Below are 25,334 nucleotides of genomic sequence, written 5' to 3'. Positions count from 1 at the left end.
GCAGACTTCTTTTATGGATTGATTACGGATTAATCCCATCCACAGCACGAGCCAGACGGCTTGCTGCGCAGGCAAACGACGATTACGGATACTTGCCTTGTTGGCTGAAAGTAATGATTGTTCTATCCACTGTGAATCGATAGCCTCCATTACAGAAGCATAATCTCCACTTTCTTCTACTGACTCATGAACTAACTCAAGCTCTTGCGCAAACATAAAAAAATCCCTACCAGAATACTGGTAGGGATTATCATTCATCTGCAGGATCGTTCAAGTGTTCTTAACCGATCGGCATTACTTCTTTGAAGTGCTTTTTTATTAGCAAATCATTATCACATTGCAGTTTTTTAATATTCTCAGCTGAAATAGCCCAGTCTTATCAAAGAAAGATTTTTCACGTCGAATAGCTTTTAACCAAGTTCAGTTAATATTTATTCGATACGTTTATTTATGCGGCAAACGCGCTGAAAACAACGAAAAAACTATAAAACTTCATTGACAGAATTGCTTAAAACAGTAAAAATGCATCCCGTAGTCAACGACAACACCTTGTTATTGATTCGGTAAAGCGACATTAGCTCAGTTGGTAGAGCGATACCTTGCCAAGGTATAGGTCATCGGTTCGAACCCGATATGTCGCTCCAATTCATTTAATGAATTACGGCGCGATGGCAGAATGGCTATGCTGCGGATTGCAAATCCGTCGACCTCGGTTCGACTCCGGGTCGCGCCTCCACAATTTTGTTTAGTTGTTATATTAACAATTAAAACAACACTTTTGCCCGAGTGGTGGAATCGGTAGACACAAGGGATTTAAAATCCCTCGCTTAATAGGCGTGCCAGTTCAAGTCTGGCCTCGGGTACCATTATTCTTAGTCTTTGCTTAGCAATGATGAGAACTTACATACGTAAGTATGGTGCGAAAAGCCTCAACATTAGTTGGGGCTTTTTTGTATCCAAAATTTGTTGAAATAAAACATATTACTCAAAATCCCTCGTCGTTTGTAAATAGACTACATCAGTTAAACTTTAACCAGTCTTTCTTTATTCGATGTACTCAATTAAGACTATCTGAAATAAAAAACACACAATACTGAACCATGAACTTAGTTAGAGTGCTTTTTATCAATAATATTTAGTTTTATGGGAATATTTTTAATGAATCTTTAAACTGTGATCTAATTATTACCAGAATGTCTTTTGTGACTACTTCCTAAAGTCATACAATGGTATAAATAGAAAAAAGTTGTTCACTTCAATAGTAGGAAAGATGTAATGATATTTTCTCAAATCTCTCAAGCGCCAGCAGATCCTATCTTAGGTTTAACCGATGCCTTTAAAAAAGATACTCGTACAGACAAAGTTAACTTAGGTGTTGGGATCTACAAAGATGAAGCAGGTCAAACTCCTGTACTGACATCGGTAAAAAAAGCTGAAGCCATTTTATTAGAGACTGAGAAAACAAAGAACTATCTTGGAATTGAAGGTGTAGAGCGTTATAACCAAGTGGTTCAAAGCTTATTATTTGGTAAAGACAGTGCCATCATCCGCGACAAAAGAGCATTTACCGCTCAAGCACCTGGCGGAACGGGTTCTTTACGAGTTGCTGCTGAATTTTTAGTAAACAATACTGACTCAAATACCTTGTGGGTGAGTAACCCGACATGGGCAAACCATCAAAATATTTTTCAAACAGCTGGTTTAGAGATAAAAGAATACGGTTATTACAAAGCTGAAACCCATGACATGGATTTCGATGCTATGGTCAGCGATCTAAACACTGCGCAAGCTGGTGACATCGTGCTTTTACATGGCTGCTGTCATAACCCTACCGGCATTGATTTGACTATCGAGCAGTGGCAAATCATCGGTCAACTCTGTAGCGACAAGCAATTGGTTCCTTTATTTGATTTTGCTTATCAAGGTTTCGGCGCCGGCATCGAAGAAGATGCACAAGGTTTACGTGCTGTAGCTGCTAAAGTGCCTGAATTATTGGTCGCTAACTCATTCTCAAAGAACTTCGGTCTTTATAATGAGCGTATCGGTGCAGTAACCGTTGTTGCTGAAACAGAAGTTGTAGCGCAAAAAAGTTTTAGCCAAATTAAAAAGACTATCCGTGCGAGTTACTCAAACCCTCCAGCTCATGGTGGCTTAATTGTGAGTACCATTTTATCTGATGATGGCTTACGTAAAGAATGGGAATCAGAGCTTAGTGCTATGCGTCAACGTATCGCTGAAATGAGAACCTTATTTGTAGATACCTTAAAGCAAGAAGGTGTATCACAAGACTTTAGCTTTATATCACGTCAAAACGGTATGTTTAGTTTTTCTGGTTTAAATAAGCAACAAGTCACTCGTTTAAAAGAAGAGTTTGGTGTTTATATTGTAGGCTCAGGTCGTATTAGCGTTGCAGGAATGACAAAACAAAATATCCCTGTGATTTGTAAAGCGATTGCACAGGTGCTTTAACGATAATGCATAATGGGCCTTTAAGGCCCATTATTTTTACTTAATCAGTTATCTAAACTTGATATAAAAAACCTTAAGATAGTACATTTTTAATCTCTATTATTGAAATATTTCAGTCTGTTAAAATAGCGATTAATCGCTTCAAGTCATCCCTTCTATTACGTGTAAATCTCGGTATAATCACTAAAAAAATTACATAAAGGCTTTTAATTGAAAACAGGTAGAATTGGAAAGTTTACCCTTGCTTTGGGGGTAGTCATCATGGTTATTTTTTTAATCAGAGCTTGGCTAGTACCAACGATTGAACAAATCTTGATAACCACTCCTGATATAAAAGAAAACCCACAGCTTTCAAATCAAGTGCCAGATTTTTCGAGCATTTCAGATATCCCGACTAAGAAGCAAACGTTTTTTGATTACATGACGCCTGCAGTCAAACATCAAAATGCAATTATTAGTGCAGAAAGAAAATTTTTGATCGTTATTCTCAATAACCTTAGTAATGGGCAACCGCTTACTGATGCTGAAATTTTTAAGTTACAAAAGCTAACTCAAAAATATCGATATCAAGTAAAAAAGTTTGATTTAATCACACTGACACCGTTACTTGAACGCGTCGATACTGTGCCAGTTAAAATGGTACTAATTCAAGCCGCCAATGAAACTGGTTGGGGCAGTTCGCGCTTTGCTACAGAAGGTAACAATTATTTTGGCCAATGGTGTTTTTCTAAAGGCTGTGGTTTGGTGCCGCAATCAAGAACCCCAGGGCTTAATCATGAAGTTGCATCGTTTGATACCCCAGAGGACTCAATAGCTGCATACCTGCTTAATCTGAATACTAATTCGGCTTACCATTTATTACGTTCAATCAGGGCTGATCTAAGAGCCCAAGATATCGAGCCTACTGCAGAAGAATTGGTCTTTGGCTTGTTACATTACTCAGAACGTAAGCATGAATATATCGACGAATTACTTCAAATGATGCGTCATAATAAAAATTATTTAGCTGGATTATAGTTAATGAAAATAATAACAAAATTAGCAATGGCCACAGTGGCTTTCTCGGTAAGCTTTTTTTCAATTGCCGATACGGTATCTATTCCTTATGCCGGTTTTTACGAAAGATTAAAGCAGGTCAACAAAGCTAATTATCAGTTAGTTGAGATTGTGTTTAGTGTTCCTAAAACTGAAGCTTGCACTATTTTAAGCGGGGATATCAGTACTGAAAAAAACCAATATCCATTAACTTTTAATAAGCAGCAGCGGCTTTTTTTACCTTATGATGCTCAGTTAAAATCTGATCGCGGTTTAATTAACTTAACCATGAAGGGTGATCCCACAGGATGTGGCGTGGCAATGCAGGTGAGGGCGAAGCAACAGCTTCAATCCTATAATCAGCAGCAAATCCTTGCCGTTAAAGATGATATGGATGCGTTATTGGATGGTCAGCAGGGTTTTCCGATGAAGTATTTTAGAAAACCAATATCTGGTGTTACTTTTAGTTTTAATGATACTGACTATCCGGTAACTGTTAGCATTGATAATAAACAGCAGCTTATTAATGAGCCGCTACAACTGGCTAACTTTACACTCAATGAATTAAATGACATTTCTTTTTCAGCTACTCCTGCAGTCATTAGCCCTTTTGTTGAGTAACACTTTTTAGATAGATTGAAAAAGCCCTCAATAGAGGGCTTTTGTATATCTACAGCACTTATTAAACTGCTGTATAATCAAACGTTATTCGATTACGGCTTGTAGGTACTCACAACATCAATTCTTGCTGCAGTATCAAGATTAATATGGCCGTTGTTATTCATATCAAGAAAATCAAATGCCGGTAGCTCTGATTCAGCCACAGCGCCAGACATCGGTGCGTCAGCATTTCTTTCAAGTGATAAGAAATCAAATTGGTTACGATCAACACCTTGCGACGGCGAGGTATTTTGCATCGCAGTGAAGATAGATTCGATTCTACCTGGAAAATCCACATCCCACTGTTTTAGCATGTCTTTAACTGCACCACGTTTTAAATTTTCTTGTGAGCCGCAAAGGTTACATGGAATAATCGGGAACTGTTTCAAGTCTGCGTATTCAGCGATGTCTTTTTCTTTACAGTAGGCCAATGGACGGATCACCATGTTAGCCCCATCATCAGAAAGTAATTTTGGTGGCATGGCTTTCATCTTGCCACCAAAGAACATATTTAAGAATAATGTTTCAATGATGTCGTCGCGATGGTGACCTAAGGCAATTTTAGTGGCGCCGATCCGCTGTGCGAAACCGTATAGGGTTCCTCTACGAAGGCGAGAGCATAAAGAGCAAGTGGTTTTACCTTCTGGGATCTTATCTTTGACTATCGAGTAAGTGTCTTTTTCTAAGATATGGTAGGCCACTTCTAAACTATCTAAATAGGCCGGTAAAATATCTTCTGGGAACCCAGGTTGCTTTTGATCTAAATTTACCGCGACAATTTCAAAAGAAATCGGTGCCCGTTTTTGTAAATTTAATAAAATATCAAGCATGGCATAACTGTCTTTGCCACCTGAAAGGCAACACATGACAATGTCACCTTCTTCAATCATTTGATAATCGCCGATAGCACGGCCAACTTCATGGCGGAGCTTTTTTTCGAGCTTATTTTGACGATCCAATTGTAGTTTGTTTTGTTGTTGCATTTGCGACATAAAAAAGCGCCCAGTAACCATTCGTTTCAGGGCGCGTATTATTCCAGCATTCTGGCTTAGGGTAAAGGATTTACTCTTCTAGAGGTGACTTATACCCATCTGGCTTGATAGCTAGTAAATCACAGTTGATGCTGTCAATAACATGCTCTGCGGTATTACCAATCAGTGCGGCAGAAAAACCAGTACGACCCACGGTACCTAAAATAACTAACTCAGCGTCTAACTTTGAGGCTAATTCAGGAATAATATCTTCAGGCAGACCTTCTTCAACATGGCAATTTTCTAATGGAATATCAAAGCTATGGGCGATAGATTGGATCCGTTGTTCATGCTGCATTCGCACCGTGTCGTTATAACTTGCGGCATCAAACTCGGGCAATTCTATGGCTAAATTGACAGGGGTGCCAGGATAGCCGTTAACCAAATGCACTTTGGCTGAAAACTTATCTGCTAAATTTAAGGCATTTTTAATGACTTTGGAATTAAGAGTCTGATGATCTTCATCTTCAGAGGCGACGTTTATTGCGCAAACAATATTACCTGCTACTGGCCAGTCGTGTTCTTTAACCATCAATACAGGAATTGGCGCTTTACGTAATAAATGCCAATCCGTAGGGGTGAAGATAATTGATTTAAGTTTGTCGTGCTCGTGGGTGCTTTTAACCAACAAATCGAAATTTTCATCGATAGCGTATTTGATAACACTTTCAAAAGGACGATTGTGCCAAACCACTTTCGCATCGATAGAAATTCCAGACTTGGTATAACTTTCAATGGCTTCATTTAACCAGGTTTCACGTTGATCGATAACGCCTTGGCGCATAGCTTCACGTTCATTACTGGATAAAATTGAGGTCATCTCGTAGGAGAAGTCAAAAATAGTGAGAAATGCAGTGATAGTTGCGTTGGACTTACTGGCTAGTTCTACAGCTCTAGCTAACGCAGGTTGATGGTCTGTCATAGGGTTTATGACAACGAGTATCTTATTATAATCCTTCATAAAACCTCCAAGCTAAAATGTTAAATTCTGTTAATTAACTATCACTGTTATTAGCATAAAATACCTTGAGAGAGATCAAACTTTGAAAAGTTAGTGAGCCTAGGTTGCAATCCGCGAATTACCCGCTAACTGACTCAGTGCTTTATGATCAACAATAGTGATGTATTTGCCTTTAACTTCAATAAAGCCTGACTTTTGAAAGCGCCCAAGTAAGCGGCTAATTGTTTCAACTGTCAGCCCAAGGTAATTACCAATATCACCACGGGTCATAGTTAATCTAAACTCATGTGGTGAGAAACCGCGGCTACCAAAACGGTTAGCTAGATTACTGATAAATGCGGCAAGACGTTCTTCGGCATTCTTTTTAGATAACAACAAAATCATTTCTTGATCGCTCATGATCTCATTACTCATGAGACGCATAATTTGCTGTCTAAGTTTTGGCATAGTGCCCGCTAAGGTATCTAAAGTATCAAACGGAATTTCACATACCATTGCTGTTTCTAATGCTTGGGCAAAACTCTGATGAATTTGAGAATGAATACCATCAAAGCCGATAACGTCACCAGCTAAATGAAAGCCAGTGATTTGTTCATCGCCTTGCTCTGTGATGGTATAGCTTTTAATGGTGCCAGATCGAATAGCAAATAAAGACTTGAGAGGATCACCAGACTTAAATATTTGGTCACCTTTTTGCACCGGTTTTTTACGCTCAATAATCTCATCGAGTCTATCTAACTCGTTGTTATTAAGCGAGAAGGGGATACATAATGATTCCATACTGCAATCATGACAATGTATCGCGCAACCTCCAGTTGATGCTCGAAGTTGTTTAGTTGGGTCTATAGGCATATGTACTCTCAATTAATTACTACTTAGCCATGTTAAACTAATAACAAAGTTACAGCTAGTTTAGCTGCATGATGGCGATATATATAGTTTGTAGCCCAAATACTACAATCAAGATCCCACTTATCATTCGGACCTGCTTTTTTTGTACCCATTGAGCTAACGTTTTCGCCGCTAAACCGGCACTGAGTAACGCGGGCAAAGTACCCAAACCAAAAGCGAACATGATTAAGGCGCCATCAAGGGCATTACCAGCCGCAACAGCCCAAGTTAAGGTGCTATAGACTAAACCGCATGGTAACCAACCCCATATTATACCAGCCATGACGGCTTGATGTTTATGTTTAATGGGTAACAATTTGTTAGCTAATGGCTTTAAAAAGCGCCATAACAGTTTGCCCACTTTTTCGATTTGCACAATACCAAACCAAAGTTGGGCGATGTAAAGCCCTGTGGCTATCATCATAATGCCTGCAAAAATACGCAGGCCGATAAGATAACTATCAAGGTCAAACATATAACCTAAGGCTGCGGTACTGGCACCAGCTAATGCTCCTGCTAGGGTATAACTGAGTATTCTTCCTAGATTGTAGCTTAATAAAAAACTCAACTGATTGGCGAGCTGATTCGATGCTGTATTGGGTAAGTTAGATGCAAATGCGCCAACTAAACCACCACACATACCGAAACAATGTGCCGCACCCATTAATCCGACTAAAAAAGCACCCCAGACATTGTATTCAATCAATTCTCTTTCTCTGATTTTGTTTTACTTGGTTTATCTTCATCAAATAAAATAGACACACTTTGACGGTCTAAATCGTCAAACTGCTCACTTTTTACTGCCCAAAAGAAGATAGCAACAGCAATAGCAACAAATAGCATTGCGATAGGAATTAGTACGTAGATGATACTCATATTTTTATCCTGAGTAAGCGTAAGCTGTTAGATACGACGATAATCGAACTAACTGACATACCAATCGCAGCGATATACGGTACAACATGACCGGTAACCGCTAGCGGTAGAATAATGACATTGTAAGCAAACGCCCAAATTAAGTTTTGTTTTATTATTTTATTTGTTAACTTTGAAACTGTAATCGCTTGATTAAACTTAGAGAGTTGATCACCAAGTAAAATCAAATCAGCACTATTTTTAGCGATAGCGCTGCCACTTCCCATCGCGACGGATAAATTGGCTCCGGCTAAAACGGGTGCATCATTAATGCCATCTCCAAACATTGCGACATCTTGTGTTTGTTGTAATTTGTTTATCAAATCTAGTTTATCTTTAGGATTAAGTCCTGCATAACTATTTTTAACATTAAGCTGTTGCGCGATAGCGTTCACATGGCTGGCACTGTCACCACTGGCAATACTGACATCGATATTTTGTTGTTGAAGTTGTTTTATGGTTGCTAGACTATCTACCCTGAGGGCATCCTTGAGGGAAAAACAGGCTGTAATAATGCCATTAACAGACAACCACAACAGTTTGCCGTTGCAATGATTGGCATCAACTCCCACAAAGTCAGCATTACCAATTTTAACGACATCAGTATTAATGTTACCCGATATGCCTAAGCCAACGTGATGCTGTATGTCGGTGGCACAAATATCAGTGTGAGCATGGGCTTTAAATGCACTGGCAATGGGGTGAAGTGAGCCAGTTTCTAATGCAGCGGCATAGGCTAAAACGGTTTGTTCATCTTGGCTATCGGTTAATACGATATTTTCAAGAGAAATAGTGCCGCAAGTTAAGGTGCCGGTTTTATCGAATACGACATGGTTGATACGAGGCAGTTTTTCAAACACATCAGCTTTTCGGGTGATAATACCCAGTTTGGTAAAAATAGCCGTCGCGCAAGTAATCGCGGTTGGCGTAGCAAGGGCGAGGGCACAAGGACAGGTTGCCACTAATACCGATAATGTCACCCAAAAAGCATCTTCTGGTGAAATTTGTAACCACACCACATAGGTTAACGACGCAATTGCTAAAATCGTACCTGAAAAATAACGCGCTAACCTATCGGCCAGTTTTGCAATAGCAGGTTTGGTGTTTGAAGCCACTTCTTGTAAGCGAATAATTTCAGCGACTAGTTGATCTTGCCCTAAAGCGGTGACTTTTACCGTAAGGGCTTGATCAATATTAATGGTGCCAGCAAATACACTGTCATTAATGGTTTTAATGAGCGGCATTTGCTCACCGGTGAGCATTGATTCATTAAGACCCGATTTTCCTTCAATAATATCCCCATCAGCGGCAACGATATCCCCCGGTCTAACAAGGATAATATCGCCTAATTTTAGTCGCTTAGCAGGTATTTCTGAAATATCGCCATCAAGATTTAAGTGAGCCGTTAATGGCACCAATTTATGAAGATTACTTGAATTGACGGATGCAGTTTGTTTGGCTTTTTGTTCAAAATAGCGGCCAAGTAATAAGAAGAAAGTAAACATGGAGACAGATTCAAAATACACTTCACCATTGCCATTAATCGTTGCAAAACAACTGGCAATATAAGCTCCGGCGATTGCAATCGATACCGATAAGTCCATATTGAGTTTGCCACTCAGTAAACTTCTTATGGCGCTGAAATAAAAAGGCTGAGCAGAATAAAATACCACTGGCGCGGCCAAGGTCATACTGACCCAGCGAAAGTAATCGCGCATTTGAGTATCTTGGAGGGTGAAGTAATCAGAGTACAAGGCCAATGCAAACATCATCACTTGCATGGTCGCAAAACCAGCTAAGCCTAAGCGCAATAAAAACTTTCTGCCTTCTGCTTTACTTTGCTTTTCTTGCTCATCTACTTGATAAGGCGCAGCTTGGTAGCCAATACGGCTTATCGCCGCAAGAATTTCACTGAGTTTGAGTGACTCTTCATGCCAACTAACTAAAGCGCGCTGAGTGGTAGAATTGACGCTTATGTTAGTAATAGCCGCTAATTGTTTTAGCTTATGTTCAATTAACCATGCACAAGCCGCACAGGTGATACCGTCAATCGAAACCGAAATGGTATTGATACCATCAACTTTATGGGTAAGGTCTTGTTGAACTTCAGGGATATCATAAGCTGAGTATTGGGCTAATTCAGCTGGGACCAGGGCAGTTTGTTTACTACCTGGTTCACTTCGATACTGGTAATAACTCGCCAGACCTGAATCAATAATAGCTTGTGAAACCGCCTGACAACCAGGACAGCACATAAGCTGATCTTGGTTGTCGATAAAAGTGGTGAATTCATTGCCAGTTAAAACAGGTTCATTACAGTGATAGCAGTTTTGCATTATAATTATTAATTCAACCAGTATTCGACATCATCATGAATTTCAATACGTTGCTGGATTCTCCAGCTTGCATCAAAGCCTTCAAGACGGACATTCCATGGCCCAGAAATCGCTTCTGATAAACCAATTCGATATGTGCCGTTACCATCAGCAGTGGCATTGATGTTGAAATCTTTTTCTTCAAGGGTTGGGTGAATAAAACTGACTTTCAATACGGCTTGGTACGCAGGACCGCCATGTTGCGATATTTTAAGTTCGTGATCGTCAACTTCAATTAAGTATTGCATGCCCAAGTTTTTAGCTTGCTTAATTTTACGCAAATCCATATTGATGGCTTTGCCTTCTTTGTAATAATCATCTGAAACCAACGAGTCAGCATTATCAATGGCGATACTCATCGCAACCATACTTTTAAGGACAACAACAAAAAGAAGAACAACGATAAACCAAGGCCAAAAGTGCTTATACCAGGGAAGAGGAGCAGACATAAAACGGTCCTAATTATTAACTTTTATTATTAATCTATTTTAACCTGAAAACCATTAATAATCACTTAAAAAAAAGGCCTCGTTTAAACGAGACCTTTTATGTTATCAAGCTGTAACTATTTGTTTGATAAGCTATAAACGTAAGCAGATACTACATGAACTTTTTCTTCACCTAAGATATCTTTCCACGCTGGCATAACACCTGAACGACCATTTGCAATTGATTGCATAACTTGTAAACGGCTTCCGCCATATAACCAAGCATCATCAGTTAAATCCGGTGCGCCCATAAACTTATTACCAGTGCCGTCCATACCATGACAAGCAAAACAGCCTTTCATGAATGAACCTTGACCTTGAGCTGCTAACGTAGCGTCATGATCACGTCCTGATAGTTTAAATACGTATTCAGCTAAGCCACGAATTTCACTATCTTCGATGGGTAATCCACCTTTAGGAGGCATCATGCCATTACGACCATTCATCAGCGTTGTCTTGATAGTTGCAGGATCGCCACCATATAACCAATTACCATCGGTTAAATCAGGGAAGCCAACACTACCACGAGCATCTGAGCCATGACATTGAGCACAGTTTTGTAGGAATAAACGCCCACCAACTTTAAGTGCTTCTTCGTCTTTAACTAGCTCTTCAATTGGCGTAGCTAAATAAGCTGCAAAGATAGGGCCGTATTGCTTATCGGCACTTGCGAGTTCACGATCGTACTGAGAAAGGCGTTGCTCTGCAGTAGCTAACTCAACCGCGGCTTTAGACTCTTCGATTGAACGAACACTTTGGTTCGAACTTGTCCAACCAAATAGCCCTTGATAGCTACCAAGACCGGGGTAAAGTGCTAGATAAATCAAACCAAACACGATACTGATGTAGAACATATAAGACCACCACTTTGGTAGTGGGTTATTGAGTTCTTCAATTCCGTCAAAGCTATGACCCATTGATTCACCTTCATCAATTCCTGTGTTGTTCTTAGAGCAAGCTCTAAGCAGGAAAAAACAACCGGCGATAACTAATAATGTTGGAAAAATAATCCAAACGTTCCAAAAGATACTCATTACTTATTATCTCCTGAATTATTAGCTTGAGTCGCGATTTCTTCTTCAGAAAAAATCAGATTGGCAGCTTCATCAAATTTGGCTTTGCTTTTTGAGCTATAAGCCCAATAGAAAATACCGGCAAATACCACCATAACAATAATGGTTAGAATGCCTTGTAATGTTCCATAATCCATAACTGCCTCCTTATTTCAGTGCATGACCTAAAGACTGAAGATAAGCGATTAACGCTTCAAGTTCAGTTTTGCCTTTAACAGCAGCTTCAGCACCTGCAATTTCTTCCTCGGTATACAAATTATGATCCGGGTGGAAATTACTTAAGATTTGCATTTTATTGCCCGTTAGTTTTCCATCTAATCTGGTATCTGCTAACCAAGGGTAAGCAGGCATATTAGATTGAGGTACTACACTACGTGGGTCGATTAAATGCACTTCATGCCATTTATCACTGTAACGACCGCCAACACGGGCTAAGTCAGGACCAGTACGTTTAGAACCCCACTGAAATGGGTGGTCCCAAACTGATTCGCCAGCAACAGAGTAGTGACCGTAACGTTCAGTTTCGGCACGTAAAGGACGGATCATTTGGCTGTGACAGTTATAACAACCTTCACGCACATAAATATCACGACCTTCAATCTGCAAAGCATTGTACGGCTTTAAACCTTCAACTGGTTCAGTAGTATCTTTTTGGAAAAGCAAAGGGGTGATCTGTACTAGACCACCGAAACTGATTGCGATTACTGTAAAAATACCAAGCAGACCGATGTTTTTTTCGATTATTTCATGATTAAATTTCATCGTTCTGCTCCTTATGCTTTGGCTTCAGCTAATGCTGGAAGAGTGTCTTTAGGGGCATAAACGGTACGTAACACGTTATACGCCATGATAAACATACCCGTTAAGAAGAACGCACCACCAATAAAGCGAACAAAGTAGAACGGATAAGATGCTTCTAAGCTTTCAACAAAGCTATAAGTCAAAGTACCGTCAGAGTTAACTGCACGCCACATTAGACCTTGCATCACACCAGAAATCCACATTGATACTATGTATAACACTGTACCGATAGTCGCTAACCAGAAATGAACGTTAACTAGACTAGTGCTGTACATGCGGCCATGACCAAATAGCACTGGAATTAAATGGTATAAAGAACCAATTGAAACCATAGCAACCCAACCAAGTGCACCAGAGTGAACGTGACCAACAGTCCAGTCAGTGTAATGAGATAAGGCGTTGACCGTTTTAATTGCCATCATTGGGCCTTCGAAGGTAGACATACCATAGAAAGATAATGAAACAACTAAGAAACGTAATACTGGATCAGTACGTAATTTATGCCAAGCACCAGACAGAGTCATAATACCGTTAATCATCCCCCCCCAAGAAGGAGCGAATAAAATTAGCGACATCACCATACCTAATGTTTGTGTCCAATCAGGTAACGCTGTGTAATGAAGGTGATGGGGACCAGCCCAGATATATAACGCAATCAATGCCCAAAAGTGAACAATTGATAAACGGTAAGAATATACCGGACGACCAGCTTGCTTAGGCACGAAGTAGTACATCATACCTAAGAAACCTGCTGTTAATAAGAAACCAACAGCGTTATGGCCATACCACCACTGCACCATGGCATCTACTGCGCCAGAATACATTGAATAGGATTTGAATAAGCTTACAGGTACCGCCATTGAGTTAACAATGTGCAATACTGCAACCGTAATGATGAAAGCACCGAAGAACCAGTTTGCAACGTAAATATGCGATGTTGTTCGTTTGATAATGGTACCAAAGAACACAATTGCATAACTCACCCAGACAATGGTAATGGCGATATCAATTGGCCACTCAAGTTCTGCATATTCTTTACCAGAGGTGAAACCCATTGGTAATGTAATTGCAGCAGAGAGGATAATGGCTTGCCATCCCCAAAACGTGAAAGCAGCTAATTTAGGTGCAAACAATTTGGTTTGACAAGTGCGTTGTACAATATAGTAGGATGTTGCGAAAAGGGCTGAAGTACCAAACGCGAAAATCACGGCATTCGTATGTAAAGGTCGTAAACGACTATACGTTAACCATGGAGTTTCAAAGTTTAGTTGTGGCCAGATTAACTGGGCCGCAATCAATACACCAACTGCCATACCAACGATTCCCCACAATACTGTGGTTAATGCAAATTGGCGAACAACGGTGTAATTGTAATCAGCGCCTGTAGGCTGGGAATGGTTCATCATAATGCTTCCACGGCTTATTACTTTTACTTTAAAATTAGTAAAGAAAGATCTTTACCTGTTTAGGGTGACAGTTGGTTAAAAAAGTATCTGTTTTAGAGTTGCTTTTTTAATTATTGTCAAGGTATTACCTCATATTTTTTATAACTATCACGAGGCAATTCAATGATACTTGAGCTAAGTCAAAAAAGATATATGTGAGCTAGGTGTAAACTTGATCTAGATCAATTTCCGAAAGATAATGTTATCAATATGAATCGAGAGGTTAAAAGTTGTGCGATTTTTAACAAAGTTGCTTGTAGGGTGTTTTTTTATCGTATATTTAGGGGGATGTAATCCACAATCAAACACTAAAACAGTAACAACTGATGTAATAGACAGCAGTTTATGCCAATTTCAACAAGGCGAATGTAAGTTAAATGTTAACGGTGTCGAGCTTGGGTTGATGATTAACCCGGTTTTTACCCCAAGTGAAAAACCTTTGAGTATTGATTTACATTTTTCCATCCCTGTCACTGATGTAAAAATGCGTATCGAAGGGCGAGACATGTTCATGGGGGTCATACCGGTAAATCTTACTGCAGAAAAAAACAGTAATAATAGCCACTTTAAAGGTAGTGCTATTTACGGTTCCTGTAGTAGCAATTATATGGTCTGGCGCGCACTGATTAACTATGTGGTTGACGGAGAGCCGCAATCAACTTGGTTTGACTTTTTAGCTGATAATAAATAATTGGCTTAAATCTTATTGATAATCATTCTCACTTAGTTATAATAGCCAAAAAATCAATTGAGAAAATAGTATGTCGCAATTAAACATTTCAATATCCATCGATAAACTTGCTGAGTTGATTCAATCAGGCCAATTATGCGTTGCTGACTTTAGAAGTTTAGACACCGAGACAAAACAACAGCTATGGCAGTTATGCCTGATCAGCTGCAAAGAGCGGATACACTGCAAGCATCCTGCCGATAACCCTAACAACTTAATCGAAATGTTTTCTGAAATCGCATGATTAGAGCCCTAAAAACCAAATAGCACGGTTAAGCAAGCTCGTAAACTTAGGCTGTTAACTGATAACGGCATTAGGCAATGAAGAGTAACATTCATCAAATGCCCGCATTAACAAGCCAACTGTTTAAGTCAGCGCATAAGGCTAAAATATCAGTTTGTTAATTTAGGTTTTGTTAGGCACCCAAATTGATGGTTGATAAAATACCCAATCAGCTATTTGATGCCGCCATAATCATTTTATTACGCAGCCACTTATTTGCCGGCTCTTTGTCGACATTCACATGCCAATATAAATGCACATCAATACCCGGTAATTCAACTGGCATGGGATATATATTGATATCGAATAATTGACTGTACATTTCTGCCGCTCTTTTGGGCAAGGTCAGCAACATATCGTTATTGGTGATAATGCGACATGCCGTAAAAGGATGTTGGCAGCGTAATGATATTTTACGATGTAAGCCCAAGCGTGATAATTCAAAATCTTCAAGTCCTGGCCCTGTTGAGCGCGAAGACACTAAAACATGCTGCAGATGTAAATATGTATCTAAGTCTAAGCTGCTATTAATAGAAGGGTGATCCTTGCGCGCCATTACCACTACTTGATCTAGTTCTAGTTGGGTATGCAGAATATTATTGCTAACAGGAATAAGTGCATCAATGGCTAAATCGATATCGCCACTGGCTAATTTATTTTCTAAATCACTACGCCTTACGCGTTTATTACTGCGTATATTTATCGTCGGAGACTCTTTAGATAAACTTTGTTGTAGTGGCGGTAAATAGTAGGGTTCTAATGAACCGTGCAATGACAGTGAAAAATTTTCACGGGAGGTTGACGGTTCAAATTGCCTTGATTGCACCAAGCAAACCTGCAGTTGATGTAAGGCTTCACGCACATCCGCAATAACATTCTTTGCCACCGGCGTTGGTCTCATTTCATTACCTTGCCGCACAAATAAAGCATCATCAAAGTGAGCACGCAACTTGCCTAAGGAATGACTGACTGCGGGTTGAGACAAATTTAGTACAGAAGCCGCTTTAGTTATATTTCCCTCACAATAAATGGCATCAAAAACGACAAACAAATTCAAATCTATTTTCATGCTGGCACCATTGCATCCTTGCTAAAAATCTACACTGCTAACGTTAATCAAAAAAATTCAACCGACACTGGCCAAATTTTATCAGTCTAACTATTTAAAATATAAATAGTAGGGTATAAGAACTATTCATTTGTTTAATCTAGGTTGTGACCTTAGCATAGTCAAGTCGATTTTAAACGGCTCGTTTACAAAGGTAACTGAACCACCAGCAATGGTTAGTCCTAAAACGTGCGGGTGGTAATTAAAAGCTATAAAACAAATTGAAGCATCAATAAACATTTTTTGTTTCGCTGCTTAAAACCGAATATCACACTGAGTATTTATATGGCTGCAATATATTTGATAAGGCATGGGCAAGCTTCTTTTGGAAGTGCTGATTACGATCAGCTGTCAAAAAAAGGCGAACAACAAGCACAGCTTCTTGGTGAATATTGGCGCGCAAGAGCCCAGCCAAGTAAGTTTTATTGTGGCGATCTGTTACGCCATGGGCAAACATTATCTGGATTTAGTGAAGGTTATCAAACCAGCACAGTACCAATGATTATTCACTCGGGCTTTAATGAATTTGACCATGTTGATATTTTAAAAAAACACCACCCTCAATGGCAAAACTTCGCCAAGATGAGTGAAGATATCAATAAACTACAAAACCCCAATAAAACCTTTCAAAAAGAATTCGCACTCGCGTTAGAACGCTGGATGTTCAGTGATAATCATGACGAATATAAAGAAAGCTGGCCGCAGTTCAAGTTACGTTGCATCCGTGCGCTACAAAATATAATAGATCAAGAGTTAGCCACTAAACGCCAGCTTAGTGCTAATGATGACAATGCAAAAAAATCAAAAGATATATTGGTATTTACCTCTGGCGGAACAATTTCAGTCATCATTCAGCATATTCTTAAATTAACAGACCAAGAATTATTAAAGATAAATCATCAGGTTAGAAATACCAGTGTCACTAAATTATTATTTTCAGAACAGATGCTAAGTATCGATTATTTAAATAACTATAGTCATTTAGAACAAGCAGGCGAAGATTGGGTAACCTTTAGATAACGCCGCCAAAAACAACTTAAAAATAGGTAGGGATTAAGCATGTCAGAGATTAACTTATTTGATTTAACAGGGAAAGTCGCATTAGTCACTGGCGCGAGTCGTGGTATTGGTGAAAGTATTGCTAAACTTTTAGGCCAGTACGGCGCGCATGTTATCGTTTCAAGTCGAAAACTGGATGCGTGTAATAAAGTGGTCGATGACATTGTTACCGCTGGCGGTAGTGCGGAGGCCATTGCATGCCATATTGGGGAGATGGAACAAATAGACTCGCTGTTTGCCACTATTACACAAAAGCATGGCAAGTTAGATATTTTAGTGAACAATGCCGCCGCTAATCCATATTACGGCCACATTATGGATACTGATTTAAGTGCCTTTCAAAAAACTGTCGACGTTAACATTCGTGGCTATTTCTTCATGTCTACCCAAGGCGCCAAATTGATGAAGCAAACGGGTGCAGGCTCCATTGTCAATGTGGCATCCGTTAATGGTGTTATCCCGGGTGATTATCAAGGTATATATTCGATAACCAAAGCTGCTGTCATTTCAATGACACACGCTTTTGCCAAAGAATGTGCCCAGTTTAATATTCGAGTTAATGCGTTACTACCTGGCGGCACAGATACTAAATTTGCATCAGCATTGGTAGATAACCCTGCAATTTTAAATAAATTAATGCATCACGTGCCAATGAAACGTGTGGCGCAGCCAGACGAAATGGCCGGCACAGTCTTGTATCTGGTCTCTAACGCTTCAAGCTATACCACAGGTACCGCGATTAATGTTGATGGTGGCTATTTAATCGGTTAATCAGCTCGATTATGGTTAAAGCCGTGATTAATAGCAGTCAATTGGAATCAAATAACCCATTACCAATTACCAATAACCAATAACAATAAAAAACCGTGTTAGGAAAAAATCATGAGCAGTCAAAACAGCACCATTGCAAACAACAGCAGCACGACTAATACCACTACCAATAGAGCTAATAGCACCAATAGCCCGAATAATAGTATCGATAAACTATTTGAATCTTTCAGCAGCAAAAGTTTGTCATTAAAAAATAAAACCGTTATGGCGCCAATGACACGCGCCTTTTCGCCAAACTATGTGCCTACTGCAGATGTTGCGGCTTACTATCGTCGCCGCGCAGAAGGAGATGTTGGTTTAATTATTACCGAAGGTACCTTTATTTCCCATAAAGCAGCTAACGGTTATGAAAACGTGCCCGCGATTTATGGAGAGAAGGCCCTTGCAGGCTGGAAACATGTCGTTGATGAAGTCCACGCCGTGGGTGGTAAAATTGCGCCGCAACTCTGGCACGTAGGTGCGGTTAGAAAACCAGGCATTGGCCCAGATAAAGACGCGCCAGCATACAGTCCATCTGGGTTATACAAACCTGGGGCTGAAAATGGTGTCGCGATGACTCAGGCTGATATTGATGAAGTTGTTGCTTCATTTGCCCAAGCAGCACTGGATGCGAAAAATATCGGCTTTGATGCTATCGAAGTGCATGGCGCTCATGGATATTTAGTGGATCAGTTTTTCTGGGAAGGCACCAACCAACGAGATGATCAATACGGTGGTTCTTTAGAAAATCGTACTCGTTTTGGTGTTGAAATTGTCAAAGCCATTCGCGCAGCTGTAGGTGAAGACTTTACGATTATATTCCGTTTTTCTCAATGGAAACAGCAAGATTACAGCGCCAAGCTTTGTCAGACTCCTGAAGAGCTAAACACTTTCTTGAGTTTACTTAGCAATGCAGGTGTGGATATTTTTCATGCCAGTACCCGCCGATTTTGGATCGCTGAATTTGAAGGCTCAGATCTCAACCTTGCTGGTTGGACTAAGAAACTGACCAATAAACCCGTTATCACAGTGGGCAATGTCGGTTTAGATGCTGACTTTATCGGTGAAGGTAACGCCGATCTTTCTCGCACATCTAACCCAACGGGTATTGATGAATTACTGATCCGTTTAAATAACGATGAGTTTGACTTAGTGGGCATTGGCCGCGCTTTACTTGTTGATCCGCAGTGGGTAAATAAGATTAAGTCCAATGCGATAGACGAAATTAAACCATTTAATAAAAAATCACTGATGTCGCTTAGTTGATTGTTAACTGACCATCTGCACCAGCGTACTGCACTGTTGTTATACACGGTTCGTAGTGAACGGTTTGTACTGCAATAAATAATGATCAGATTTAAAGGGGAATAAAATGGATTTTGAATACAGTCCTAAAGTTCAGCAGCTAATCGAACGTGTCAGCCAATTTATGGATTTGCATGTTTTTCCTAACGAAGAAGCAATGCATAAACAAGTTGAACTTGAACCTTGGTCAACCCCTCCTTTAATGGAAGAGCTCAAGGCAATGGCAAAAGCGGAAGGCTTATGGAATTTATTTTTACCGCTTACCTATGGCAAATATAGCGCAGGGTTAACCAACCTTGAATATGCACCATTGGCAGAGTTAATGGGTCGAGTCATGTGGGCGCCTGAAGTATTTAACTGCGCTGCACCTGACACTGGAAATATGGAAGTATTAGCCCGTTACGGTAACGAAGCCCAAAAGAAACAATGGTTAGAGCCATTACTGGAAGGCAAAATTCGTTCAGCTTTTGCGATGACAGAGCCAGAAGTTGCTTCAAGTGATGCGACCAATATTGAATTACGTATAGAACGTGACGGTGATGAGTATGTCATTAATGGTCGCAAATTCTATATCAGTGGTGCCTGTCGTAAACAATGTGAAATTATGATTGTGATGGGTAAAACAGATCCAACAAACAGTAATCGCTACGTGCAGCAGTCACAGGTGCTCGTACCAATGGATACCCCTGGTGTGACTTTAGTCAGGCCGATGAAGGTATTTGGTTTTGATGACTCACCAGAAGGCCACGCTGAAGTCACTTTTGACAATGTCCGTGTACCTGTTGCAAACATTATTGTGGGTGAGGGCAAAGGTTTTGAAATCGCTCAAGGTCGTTTAGGGCCTGGGCGGATTCATCACTGCATGCGCTCAGTTGGCATCGCCCAACGGGCATTAGATTTAATGTGTAAACGCGTCAGTGAACGTATTGTATTTGGTCAGCCGATGATAAAACAACAATCAGTACGTGAAGATATTGCAAAGTCAGCCTGTCAAATTGAACAAGCGCGTTTAATGACCTTAAAAGCAGCCCAAAAAATGGACACCGAAGGCAATAAAGCGGCTAAAGATTTAATCGCCATGATTAAAATCGTTGCCCCGAATATGTCCCTTGATGTCATTGACCGTGCAATCCAGTGCCATGGGGCTGTGGGGGTTAGCCAAGATACATTTTTAGCGCATGCTTGGGCAGGGCAACGTACCTTACGTTTAGCTGATGGACCCGATCAGGTGCATATGATGCAACTGGGACGTGACTTAGTTAAGAAAATCTCAAGTTAACATCAGGCATCACCCGACTGTAATTCAATGGGTGATGCGGTTTTAATTTGCCACACTAAATTAAGTTAACTGTTGACCCTTAAGTGGTCTGAAAGAGTATTGCCAATGTTAGACGATAATTTAATCGACCTTAATCAATTAACTCAGTATCTAGAGCGCCATATTACTGGTTTTCACGGTCCCATTACGCTTGAAAAGTTTGCCGGTGGTCAGTCTAACCCGACGTTTAAATTACAAGCGGCAACAGGTGTCTACGTGCTGCGCAGGCAACCACCAGGCAAGTTGTTAAAGTCTGCCCATGCGGTGGATCGCGAATATAAAGTGATCAAAGCATTGCAAGATACTAAGGTGCCCGTCGCTAAGGTATATCACTTATGTGAAGACCCAAGCATCATCGGCTCGATGTTTTACGTGATGGAGTATTGTGATGGCACTGTGTATTGGAGTGCATCTTTATCCGACATAGCCACCAATGGGCAACGTACCGAGATGTACGATGAAATGAATAAAGTCCTGGTTGCGCTGCATAGCGTTGATGTCGAGCAAGTAGGGTTAAGTGATTATGGTAAAGCTGGTAACTATTTTGAACGTCAATTAGCCCGTTGGACGTCACAATACCGCCAAACTGAGATGACCCCCATTAAAGCAATGGATGATCTAAGCCAATGGCTAGAAGCGAATTTACCTAATGATGACGGCCGTAGTTGTCTAGTCCATGGGGATTTTCGCCTAGACAATATGATGTTTGCCAAAGACTCAGCCAAGGTCATAGCACTGCTGGATTGGGAATTATCAACCTTAGGCCATCCCTATGCTGATTTAGCTTATCAATGTATGCAACTAAGAATGCCAGCAGGCATGGGCAGTATTGATGGCTTACAAGGCATTGATCGCGCTAGTTTAGGGATCCCAACTGAAGACGAATATGTCGCCAGCTATTGCCAGCGTATGGGGATTGAGCGCATCAACAATTGGACGTTTTATCTGGCATTTAGTTTCTTTAGGCTAGCAGCCATTGCTCAGGGGGTTGCAAAGCGTGCGACGCAAGGTAATGCATCCAATGAAAACGCTAACAAGGTGGGGGCATTTGTCGCGCCATTAGCTCAAATGGCGTTACAAATCATCAGTGCAGATAGCTGATAAGCGCCATTATTCACAGGTTTCATTTATATCACTCAGTACAATCAATAATTTAGAGGAAAGTTCTCATGGATCCATTATTAGATTTTAGCGGTAAAGTCGCCATCATTACCGGTGCAGCACAAGGTTTTGGGCAATTGCTCGCACAAGAGTTGGCCAAACGCGGCGCTAAATTGGTAATAAGCGATATTAATGAAGCCGGCGTACATAAAGTGGCAGATGACATTGCCGCTACCGGGGCTGAAATTCTCGCCATGAAATGCGATGTTTCAAAAATTGATCAATGTAAATTAATGGTCGACACCGCGATTGAGGTATTTGGACGTGTTGATATCGGCGTGAACAACGCCGGTGTTGCCCATGAATTTATGCCATTTCATGAAATAGATGAATCAATTATGGATAGCCAATTTGCGATAAATGTAAAAGGTGTGCAATTTGGCATGCGTTACCAAATAGAGCAAATGCTAACTCAAGGTGAAGGGATAATTCTTAATGTCAGCTCTATGGCGGGTATTGGCGGCGCGGCAAGAGGCAGTGCTTATTCAATGGCCAAACACGCGGTTATTGGCTTAACCAAAACAGCTGCCGTTGAATATGGTCGCGCAAATATTCGGGTTAATGCTATTTGTCCATTCTTTACGTTAACGCCTATGGTCACCAATTTTGCAGATGCAGAGCAGCAACAAAAAATGGGCCGCGGCGCACCTATGAAACGCCTCGGTGAGCCTAAAGAAATTGTCGCGGTGATGTTGATGATGTTATCGCCAGCAAATACTTATATGACTGGCCAATGTATCGCAGTGGATGGCGGAGTATCAGCCTTTTAAATGGCAACTTTTAGCCAGAGTGAGTCACTGTTTTACAGGATTGACAGCGAGTTTTTGACCAGTAAAGAGAACAAATTATGCCAGCTACTTTAATGAATCAACGCGATCTTGAATTTATGCTTTATGAACTCTTTGATAGTGAAGCTTTAATTAACCGTGAGCGTTATCAAGATCATGATCGCCAAACTTTTAATGAGGTAGTTAATACCGCAAAAGCCATTGCGGAAAAGCATTTTTTACCTATTCGTCAAAAACTTGATATTGAGCAACCGACTTTTGATGGGTCAAAAGTTCATCTGCTACCTGAGCTTAAACCTGCTATTGATGCGGTCAATGAATCTGGTATAGCGGCCGCCACAGCTGATTATGACCTTGGTGGTATGCAATTACCGCCTATTGTTGCCAGTGCTGCCAATGCTTATCTTAGTGTGGCAGGTGGGGTTGGTATGGGTTACAACATGCTAACGACGGCCAACGCCAACTTGTTGCAAGCCCATGGCAGTGACGAGCTCATCGACACTTGGGTAAAACCAATGCGAGAAGGGCGTTTTATGGGCACGATGGCCATGACTGAGCCTGGTAGTGGTTCAGGGCTAGGGGATTTAACCACTAAAGCGGTTAAAGCAGATGACGGCAGTTATCGAATTACCGGTAATAAAATATTCATTTCTGGCGGTGATCACGATCTTAGTGAAAATATCGTCCATTTGGTGCTTGCCCGTCTCCGTGGCGCACCGCAAGGGGTAAAAGGAATTTCTCTTTTTGTCGTCCCTAAATTTTTATTAAATGAAGACGGCTCTATAGGCGACGATAATGAAGTCGCGCTTGCGGGACTTTTTCACAAAATGGGTGGTCGTGCTCAAACGTCAACGGCATTAAGTTTTGGTGAAAAACAAGGTTCGGTGGGTTATTTAGTTGGCGAAGAAAACTGTGGCCTTAAATACATGTTTCATATGATGAATGAAGCGCGGATCATGGTAGGTACCAGTGGCGCAGTATTGGCCGTAGCAGGTTATCAATATTCAGTAGACTATGCTAAAAACCGTCCACAAGGTCGTTTACCTTCTTGCAAAGACCCGTTATCTCCAATGGTCAATATTATTGAGCATGCAGATGTAAAACGGATGCTATTAGCACAAAAGGCCATTGCTGAAGGGGCGTTAGCCTTAGTGCTTTATGGAACCCAATTAAGTGATGACGAACATACTGCAGCTACAATTGAGCAACGACAATATGCTCACACACTATTAGATTTTTTAACCCCTATCATTAAAACATGGCCATCTGAATATGGTCCCAAAGCTAATTCCTATGCCATCCAAGTACTCGGTGGGCATGGTTATACCAATGAACACCCAGTTGAAATGTTCTATCGAGATAACCGTCTAAACCCCATTCACGAAGGCACAACAGGCATTCAATCGTTAGATTTAATGACTCGTAAAGTGCCCATGAACAAGATGCAGGGCTATATAGCAACTTTGGATGAGATAACTAAAACCATCGCTGCAGCAAATATACACCCAAGTTTAAAAGTGTATGCGTGTCAGCTTAATGATGCTGTAAGACTATTAAGATTAACGACAGATTCAGTATTAACCGCGATGTCGACCCACAACATTGATTTAGCATTAGCCAATTCGGTTAAATATCTAGAGTTATTTGGCCACATTGTCATAGCATGGCTATGGTTAAAACAAGCGATAGTCGCCACTGAAGCACTCAGTCAAAAGCCGCATCAAGCAGATGAAAACTTTTATCAAGGTAAGCTGCAGGCTCAGCAATATTTTTATCGATTTGAACTACCGAAAATTGAGCACTGGTCAACCATTTTGTTAACGTCTGACAGTACAAGTTTTGATATGCAGCCTGATTGGTTTTAAAAGTTTTATTGTGTATGCGGCTGATTTCATATCTTAATTTATAAAATAATTTATAACACTCTTAAAAGCATGATTGATTTTATCAGTCATGCTTTTTTTATTCTCAGGGTTAATTCTCTTTCAAATTTTCTTTGTAACTCCCATAGCAACTATTCGCTAGGCTAATGTAAAGATATCAAAACTATTCATTTGTTTAATCTTGTTGCTCACATTAGCATGAGTTAATGCTTAATTTTTATTCATATAATTTAATGTGATGAGACAAGGGAATGACAACAAATGCCAACAGTAATTAATAGAGAAGATATTGCTCAGTATATTGGTTTCCAAGCTGAACCGACTCAGTGGCATACCATCACTCAAACGCAAATTAATCAATTTGCAGATTGCACATTGGATCACCAGTTTATACATGTAGATGAAGAAAAAGCCAAAGCGACGCCCTTTGGATGCACCATCGCCCACGGATTTTTATCATTATCAATGCTGTCTCATTTTGCTGAAGATTTCAGTGTCATTATTGACGGATTTTACATGGGGTTAAATGCCGGCTTCGATAAAGTGCGCTTTTTACAGCCTGTAACGGTTAATAGTCGCGTGCGAGCACATGCCAAAATTTTATCCATTGAAGAAAAGAAACCAGGCCAATTTAGATTATCCACAGAAGTGACTGTCGAAATTGAAGCTTGTGATACGCCAGCGCTAGTTGCCCAATGGATTTCAGTACAAATGGTTAAATAAAGACTCTTCTGTAACCACAATA

At 40.4% G+C, this 25,334-nt stretch carries 26 protein-coding genes and 3 tRNA genes; 16 read left to right on the top strand and 13 right to left on the bottom strand.

Going from position 1 to position 25,334, the window contains the following annotated elements; translation table 11 throughout:
- The coding region (locus tag BM739_RS02000) for a transposase domain-containing protein (RefSeq protein WP_175609480.1) at positions 1-216 on the bottom strand (216 nt) is incomplete at its 3' end.
- Positions 217-568: 352 nt separating this feature from the next.
- Between BM739_RS02000 and BM739_RS01995 the strand changes: the two genes are divergently transcribed.
- The 6 genes from BM739_RS01995 to BM739_RS01970 all read left to right on the top strand — a co-directional run bounded on the left by BM739_RS01995 (position 569) and on the right by BM739_RS01970 (position 4,125).
- Positions 569-644 (top strand) — tRNA-Gly (locus BM739_RS01995).
- Between the two features lie 18 nt (positions 645-662).
- A tRNA-Cys gene (locus tag BM739_RS01990) sits at positions 663-736 on the top strand.
- 44 nt (positions 737-780) lie between these two features.
- Positions 781-866: transfer RNA gene (locus BM739_RS01985), tRNA-Leu, on the top strand.
- A 409-nt stretch (positions 867-1,275) separates the two neighbouring features.
- Entirely contained in the window at positions 1,276-2,469 is a 1,194-nt protein-coding gene (locus tag BM739_RS01980; protein WP_076536729.1) for an amino acid aminotransferase, read from the top strand.
- Between the two features lie 210 nt (positions 2,470-2,679).
- On the top strand, positions 2,680-3,486 hold the full coding sequence (locus BM739_RS01975) for a glucosaminidase domain-containing protein (protein WP_076536726.1): 807 nt from the start codon (positions 2,680-2,682) through the stop codon (positions 3,484-3,486).
- A gap of 3 nt (positions 3,487-3,489) precedes the next feature.
- Complete coding sequence (locus BM739_RS01970; RefSeq protein WP_083698037.1) at positions 3,490-4,125, top strand: DUF2987 domain-containing protein; 636 nt, start codon at positions 3,490-3,492, stop codon at positions 4,123-4,125.
- 92 nt (positions 4,126-4,217) lie between these two features.
- Here the strand turns inward: BM739_RS01970 and ttcA are convergent, their stop codons facing one another.
- From ttcA to ccoN, 11 genes are all read right to left on the bottom strand, one after another.
- Positions 4,218-5,156 (bottom strand): tRNA 2-thiocytidine(32) synthetase TtcA, encoded by a 939-nt coding sequence (gene ttcA, locus BM739_RS01965; RefSeq protein ID WP_076536723.1) that lies wholly within the window; start codon positions 5,154-5,156, stop codon positions 4,218-4,220.
- A 70-nt stretch (positions 5,157-5,226) separates the two neighbouring features.
- On the bottom strand, positions 5,227-6,156 hold the full coding sequence (gene uspE, locus BM739_RS01960) for a universal stress protein UspE (protein WP_076536721.1): 930 nt from the start codon (positions 6,154-6,156) through the stop codon (positions 5,227-5,229).
- 99 nt (positions 6,157-6,255) lie between these two features.
- A complete protein-coding gene (gene etrA / locus BM739_RS01955) occupies positions 6,256-7,008 on the bottom strand; it encodes an electron transport transcriptional regulator EtrA (protein ID WP_076536719.1) in 753 nt (250 codons plus the stop codon).
- 55 nt (positions 7,009-7,063) lie between these two features.
- Positions 7,064-7,753 carry a sulfite exporter TauE/SafE family protein gene (locus BM739_RS01950; RefSeq protein WP_076536717.1) on the bottom strand — a complete coding sequence of 230 codons (690 nt, stop codon included), beginning with the start codon at positions 7,751-7,753 and terminating at the stop codon, positions 7,064-7,066.
- Positions 7,750-7,923 (bottom strand): cbb3-type cytochrome oxidase assembly protein CcoS, encoded by a 174-nt coding sequence (gene ccoS, locus BM739_RS01945; protein WP_076536715.1) that lies wholly within the window; start codon positions 7,921-7,923, stop codon positions 7,750-7,752. The genes BM739_RS01950 and ccoS overlap by 4 nt, the downstream gene beginning before the upstream one ends.
- The gene (locus tag BM739_RS01940) at positions 7,920-10,304 is read right to left on the bottom strand and encodes a heavy metal translocating P-type ATPase metal-binding domain-containing protein (RefSeq protein ID WP_139326791.1); all 2,385 of its coding nucleotides are present in this window, start codon (positions 10,302-10,304) and stop codon (positions 7,920-7,922) included. The genes ccoS and BM739_RS01940 overlap by 4 nt, the downstream gene beginning before the upstream one ends.
- Before the next feature lie 2 nt (positions 10,305-10,306).
- Complete coding sequence (locus BM739_RS01935; protein ID WP_076536711.1) at positions 10,307-10,786, bottom strand: FixH family protein; 480 nt, start codon at positions 10,784-10,786, stop codon at positions 10,307-10,309.
- Positions 10,787-10,902: 116 nt separating this feature from the next.
- Positions 10,903-11,859: a cytochrome-c oxidase, cbb3-type subunit III gene (ccoP, locus tag BM739_RS01930; RefSeq protein ID WP_076536709.1), complete on the bottom strand. Its 957-nt coding sequence runs from the start codon at positions 11,857-11,859 to the stop codon at positions 10,903-10,905.
- A complete protein-coding gene (locus BM739_RS01925) occupies positions 11,859-12,035 on the bottom strand; it encodes a cbb3-type cytochrome c oxidase subunit 3 (RefSeq protein WP_076536707.1) in 177 nt (58 codons plus the stop codon). Before BM739_RS01925 ends, ccoP begins: the two co-directional genes overlap by 1 nt.
- Positions 12,036-12,045: 10 nt before the next feature.
- The gene (gene ccoO / locus BM739_RS01920; RefSeq protein ID WP_076536705.1) at positions 12,046-12,660 is read right to left on the bottom strand and encodes a cytochrome-c oxidase, cbb3-type subunit II; all 615 of its coding nucleotides are present in this window, start codon (positions 12,658-12,660) and stop codon (positions 12,046-12,048) included.
- 11 nt (positions 12,661-12,671) lie between these two features.
- Positions 12,672-14,105 (bottom strand): cytochrome-c oxidase, cbb3-type subunit I, encoded by a 1,434-nt coding sequence (gene ccoN, locus BM739_RS01915; protein ID WP_076536703.1) that lies wholly within the window; start codon positions 14,103-14,105, stop codon positions 12,672-12,674.
- A 271-nt stretch (positions 14,106-14,376) separates the two neighbouring features.
- Between ccoN and BM739_RS01910 the strand changes: the two genes are divergently transcribed.
- Entirely contained in the window at positions 14,377-14,835 is a 459-nt protein-coding gene (locus BM739_RS01910) for a hypothetical protein (protein ID WP_076536701.1), read from the top strand.
- Between the two features lie 70 nt (positions 14,836-14,905).
- Positions 14,906-15,118: a hypothetical protein gene (locus tag BM739_RS01905; protein ID WP_076536699.1), complete on the top strand. Its 213-nt coding sequence runs from the start codon at positions 14,906-14,908 to the stop codon at positions 15,116-15,118.
- 208 nt (positions 15,119-15,326) lie between these two features.
- Here BM739_RS01905 and BM739_RS01900 read toward each other — a convergent pair whose 3' ends face one another.
- Positions 15,327-16,226, bottom strand: a complete 900-nt coding sequence (locus tag BM739_RS01900) for a LysR family transcriptional regulator (protein WP_076536697.1) — start codon at positions 16,224-16,226, stop codon at positions 15,327-15,329.
- Between the two features lie 324 nt (positions 16,227-16,550).
- On the opposite strand from BM739_RS01900, the gene BM739_RS01895 reads away from it, so the two are divergent.
- The 8 genes from BM739_RS01895 to BM739_RS01860 all read left to right on the top strand — a co-directional run bounded on the left by BM739_RS01895 (position 16,551) and on the right by BM739_RS01860 (position 25,312).
- Positions 16,551-17,285 (top strand): histidine phosphatase family protein, encoded by a 735-nt coding sequence (locus tag BM739_RS01895; RefSeq protein ID WP_076536695.1) that lies wholly within the window; start codon positions 16,551-16,553, stop codon positions 17,283-17,285.
- Positions 17,286-17,324: 39 nt separating this feature from the next.
- Positions 17,325-18,095, top strand: a complete 771-nt coding sequence (locus BM739_RS01890; protein ID WP_076536692.1) for an SDR family oxidoreductase — start codon at positions 17,325-17,327, stop codon at positions 18,093-18,095.
- 111 nt (positions 18,096-18,206) lie between these two features.
- Positions 18,207-19,400 carry an NADH:flavin oxidoreductase gene (locus BM739_RS01885; RefSeq protein WP_254843443.1) on the top strand — a complete coding sequence of 398 codons (1,194 nt, stop codon included), beginning with the start codon at positions 18,207-18,209 and terminating at the stop codon, positions 19,398-19,400.
- 106 nt (positions 19,401-19,506) lie between these two features.
- Positions 19,507-20,718 carry an acyl-CoA dehydrogenase family protein gene (locus BM739_RS01880; RefSeq protein ID WP_076536690.1) on the top strand — a complete coding sequence of 404 codons (1,212 nt, stop codon included), beginning with the start codon at positions 19,507-19,509 and terminating at the stop codon, positions 20,716-20,718.
- 105 nt (positions 20,719-20,823) lie between these two features.
- Entirely contained in the window at positions 20,824-21,858 is a 1,035-nt protein-coding gene (locus tag BM739_RS01875; RefSeq protein WP_076536687.1) for a phosphotransferase family protein, read from the top strand.
- A gap of 68 nt (positions 21,859-21,926) precedes the next feature.
- The gene (locus tag BM739_RS01870; RefSeq protein ID WP_076536684.1) at positions 21,927-22,688 is read left to right on the top strand and encodes an SDR family NAD(P)-dependent oxidoreductase; all 762 of its coding nucleotides are present in this window, start codon (positions 21,927-21,929) and stop codon (positions 22,686-22,688) included.
- Between the two features lie 77 nt (positions 22,689-22,765).
- Positions 22,766-24,571 (top strand): acyl-CoA dehydrogenase, encoded by a 1,806-nt coding sequence (locus BM739_RS01865; protein WP_076536681.1) that lies wholly within the window; start codon positions 22,766-22,768, stop codon positions 24,569-24,571.
- Between the two features lie 279 nt (positions 24,572-24,850).
- Positions 24,851-25,312 (top strand): MaoC family dehydratase, encoded by a 462-nt coding sequence (locus BM739_RS01860; RefSeq protein WP_076536678.1) that lies wholly within the window; start codon positions 24,851-24,853, stop codon positions 25,310-25,312.
- Positions 25,313-25,334 lie beyond the last annotated feature (22 nt).

Source organism: Shewanella sp. UCD-KL21 (genome assembly GCF_001957135.1).
Taxonomy (GTDB): domain Bacteria; phylum Pseudomonadota; class Gammaproteobacteria; order Enterobacterales; family Shewanellaceae; genus Shewanella.
Note: the sequence above shows the minus strand (reverse complement) of the source record. Positions and strands in the feature narration are given on the sequence as shown.

What these genes read in the sequence shown, in the direction of transcription:
- BM739_RS01980 (WP_076536729.1), top strand. Translation starts at nt 1,276, where the DNA reads ATGATATTTTCTCAAATCTCTCAAGCGCCAGCAGATCCTATCTTAGGT.
- BM739_RS01925 (WP_076536707.1), bottom strand. Translation starts at nt 12,035, where the DNA reads ATGGATTATGGAACATTACAAGGCATTCTAACCATTATTGTTATGGTG.
- ttcA (WP_076536723.1), bottom strand. Translation starts at nt 5,156, where the DNA reads ATGTCGCAAATGCAACAACAAAACAAACTACAATTGGATCGTCAAAAT.
- BM739_RS01905 (WP_076536699.1), top strand. Translation starts at nt 14,906, where the DNA reads ATGTCGCAATTAAACATTTCAATATCCATCGATAAACTTGCTGAGTTG.
- etrA (WP_076536719.1), bottom strand. Translation starts at nt 7,008, where the DNA reads ATGCCTATAGACCCAACTAAACAACTTCGAGCATCAACTGGAGGTTGC.
- BM739_RS01875 (WP_076536687.1), top strand. Translation starts at nt 20,824, where the DNA reads ATGTTAGACGATAATTTAATCGACCTTAATCAATTAACTCAGTATCTA.
- ccoS (WP_076536715.1), bottom strand. Translation starts at nt 7,923, where the DNA reads ATGAGTATCATCTACGTACTAATTCCTATCGCAATGCTATTTGTTGCT.
- BM739_RS01860 (WP_076536678.1), top strand. Translation starts at nt 24,851, where the DNA reads ATGCCAACAGTAATTAATAGAGAAGATATTGCTCAGTATATTGGTTTC.
- BM739_RS01935 (WP_076536711.1), bottom strand. Translation starts at nt 10,786, where the DNA reads ATGTCTGCTCCTCTTCCCTGGTATAAGCACTTTTGGCCTTGGTTTATC.
- BM739_RS01900 (WP_076536697.1), bottom strand. Translation starts at nt 16,226, where the DNA reads ATGAAAATAGATTTGAATTTGTTTGTCGTTTTTGATGCCATTTATTGT.
- BM739_RS01895 (WP_076536695.1), top strand. Translation starts at nt 16,551, where the DNA reads ATGGCTGCAATATATTTGATAAGGCATGGGCAAGCTTCTTTTGGAAGT.
- ccoO (WP_076536705.1), bottom strand. Translation starts at nt 12,660, where the DNA reads ATGAAATTTAATCATGAAATAATCGAAAAAAACATCGGTCTGCTTGGT.
- BM739_RS01890 (WP_076536692.1), top strand. Translation starts at nt 17,325, where the DNA reads ATGTCAGAGATTAACTTATTTGATTTAACAGGGAAAGTCGCATTAGTC.
- BM739_RS01865 (WP_076536681.1), top strand. Translation starts at nt 22,766, where the DNA reads ATGCCAGCTACTTTAATGAATCAACGCGATCTTGAATTTATGCTTTAT.
- BM739_RS01885 (WP_254843443.1), top strand. Translation starts at nt 18,207, where the DNA reads ATGAGCAGTCAAAACAGCACCATTGCAAACAACAGCAGCACGACTAAT.
- BM739_RS01870 (WP_076536684.1), top strand. Translation starts at nt 21,927, where the DNA reads ATGGATCCATTATTAGATTTTAGCGGTAAAGTCGCCATCATTACCGGT.
- ccoN (WP_076536703.1), bottom strand. Translation starts at nt 14,105, where the DNA reads ATGATGAACCATTCCCAGCCTACAGGCGCTGATTACAATTACACCGTT.
- ccoP (WP_076536709.1), bottom strand. Translation starts at nt 11,859, where the DNA reads ATGAGTATCTTTTGGAACGTTTGGATTATTTTTCCAACATTATTAGTT.
- BM739_RS01880 (WP_076536690.1), top strand. Translation starts at nt 19,507, where the DNA reads ATGGATTTTGAATACAGTCCTAAAGTTCAGCAGCTAATCGAACGTGTC.
- uspE (WP_076536721.1), bottom strand. Translation starts at nt 6,156, where the DNA reads ATGAAGGATTATAATAAGATACTCGTTGTCATAAACCCTATGACAGAC.
- BM739_RS01970 (WP_083698037.1), top strand. Translation starts at nt 3,490, where the DNA reads ATGAAAATAATAACAAAATTAGCAATGGCCACAGTGGCTTTCTCGGTA.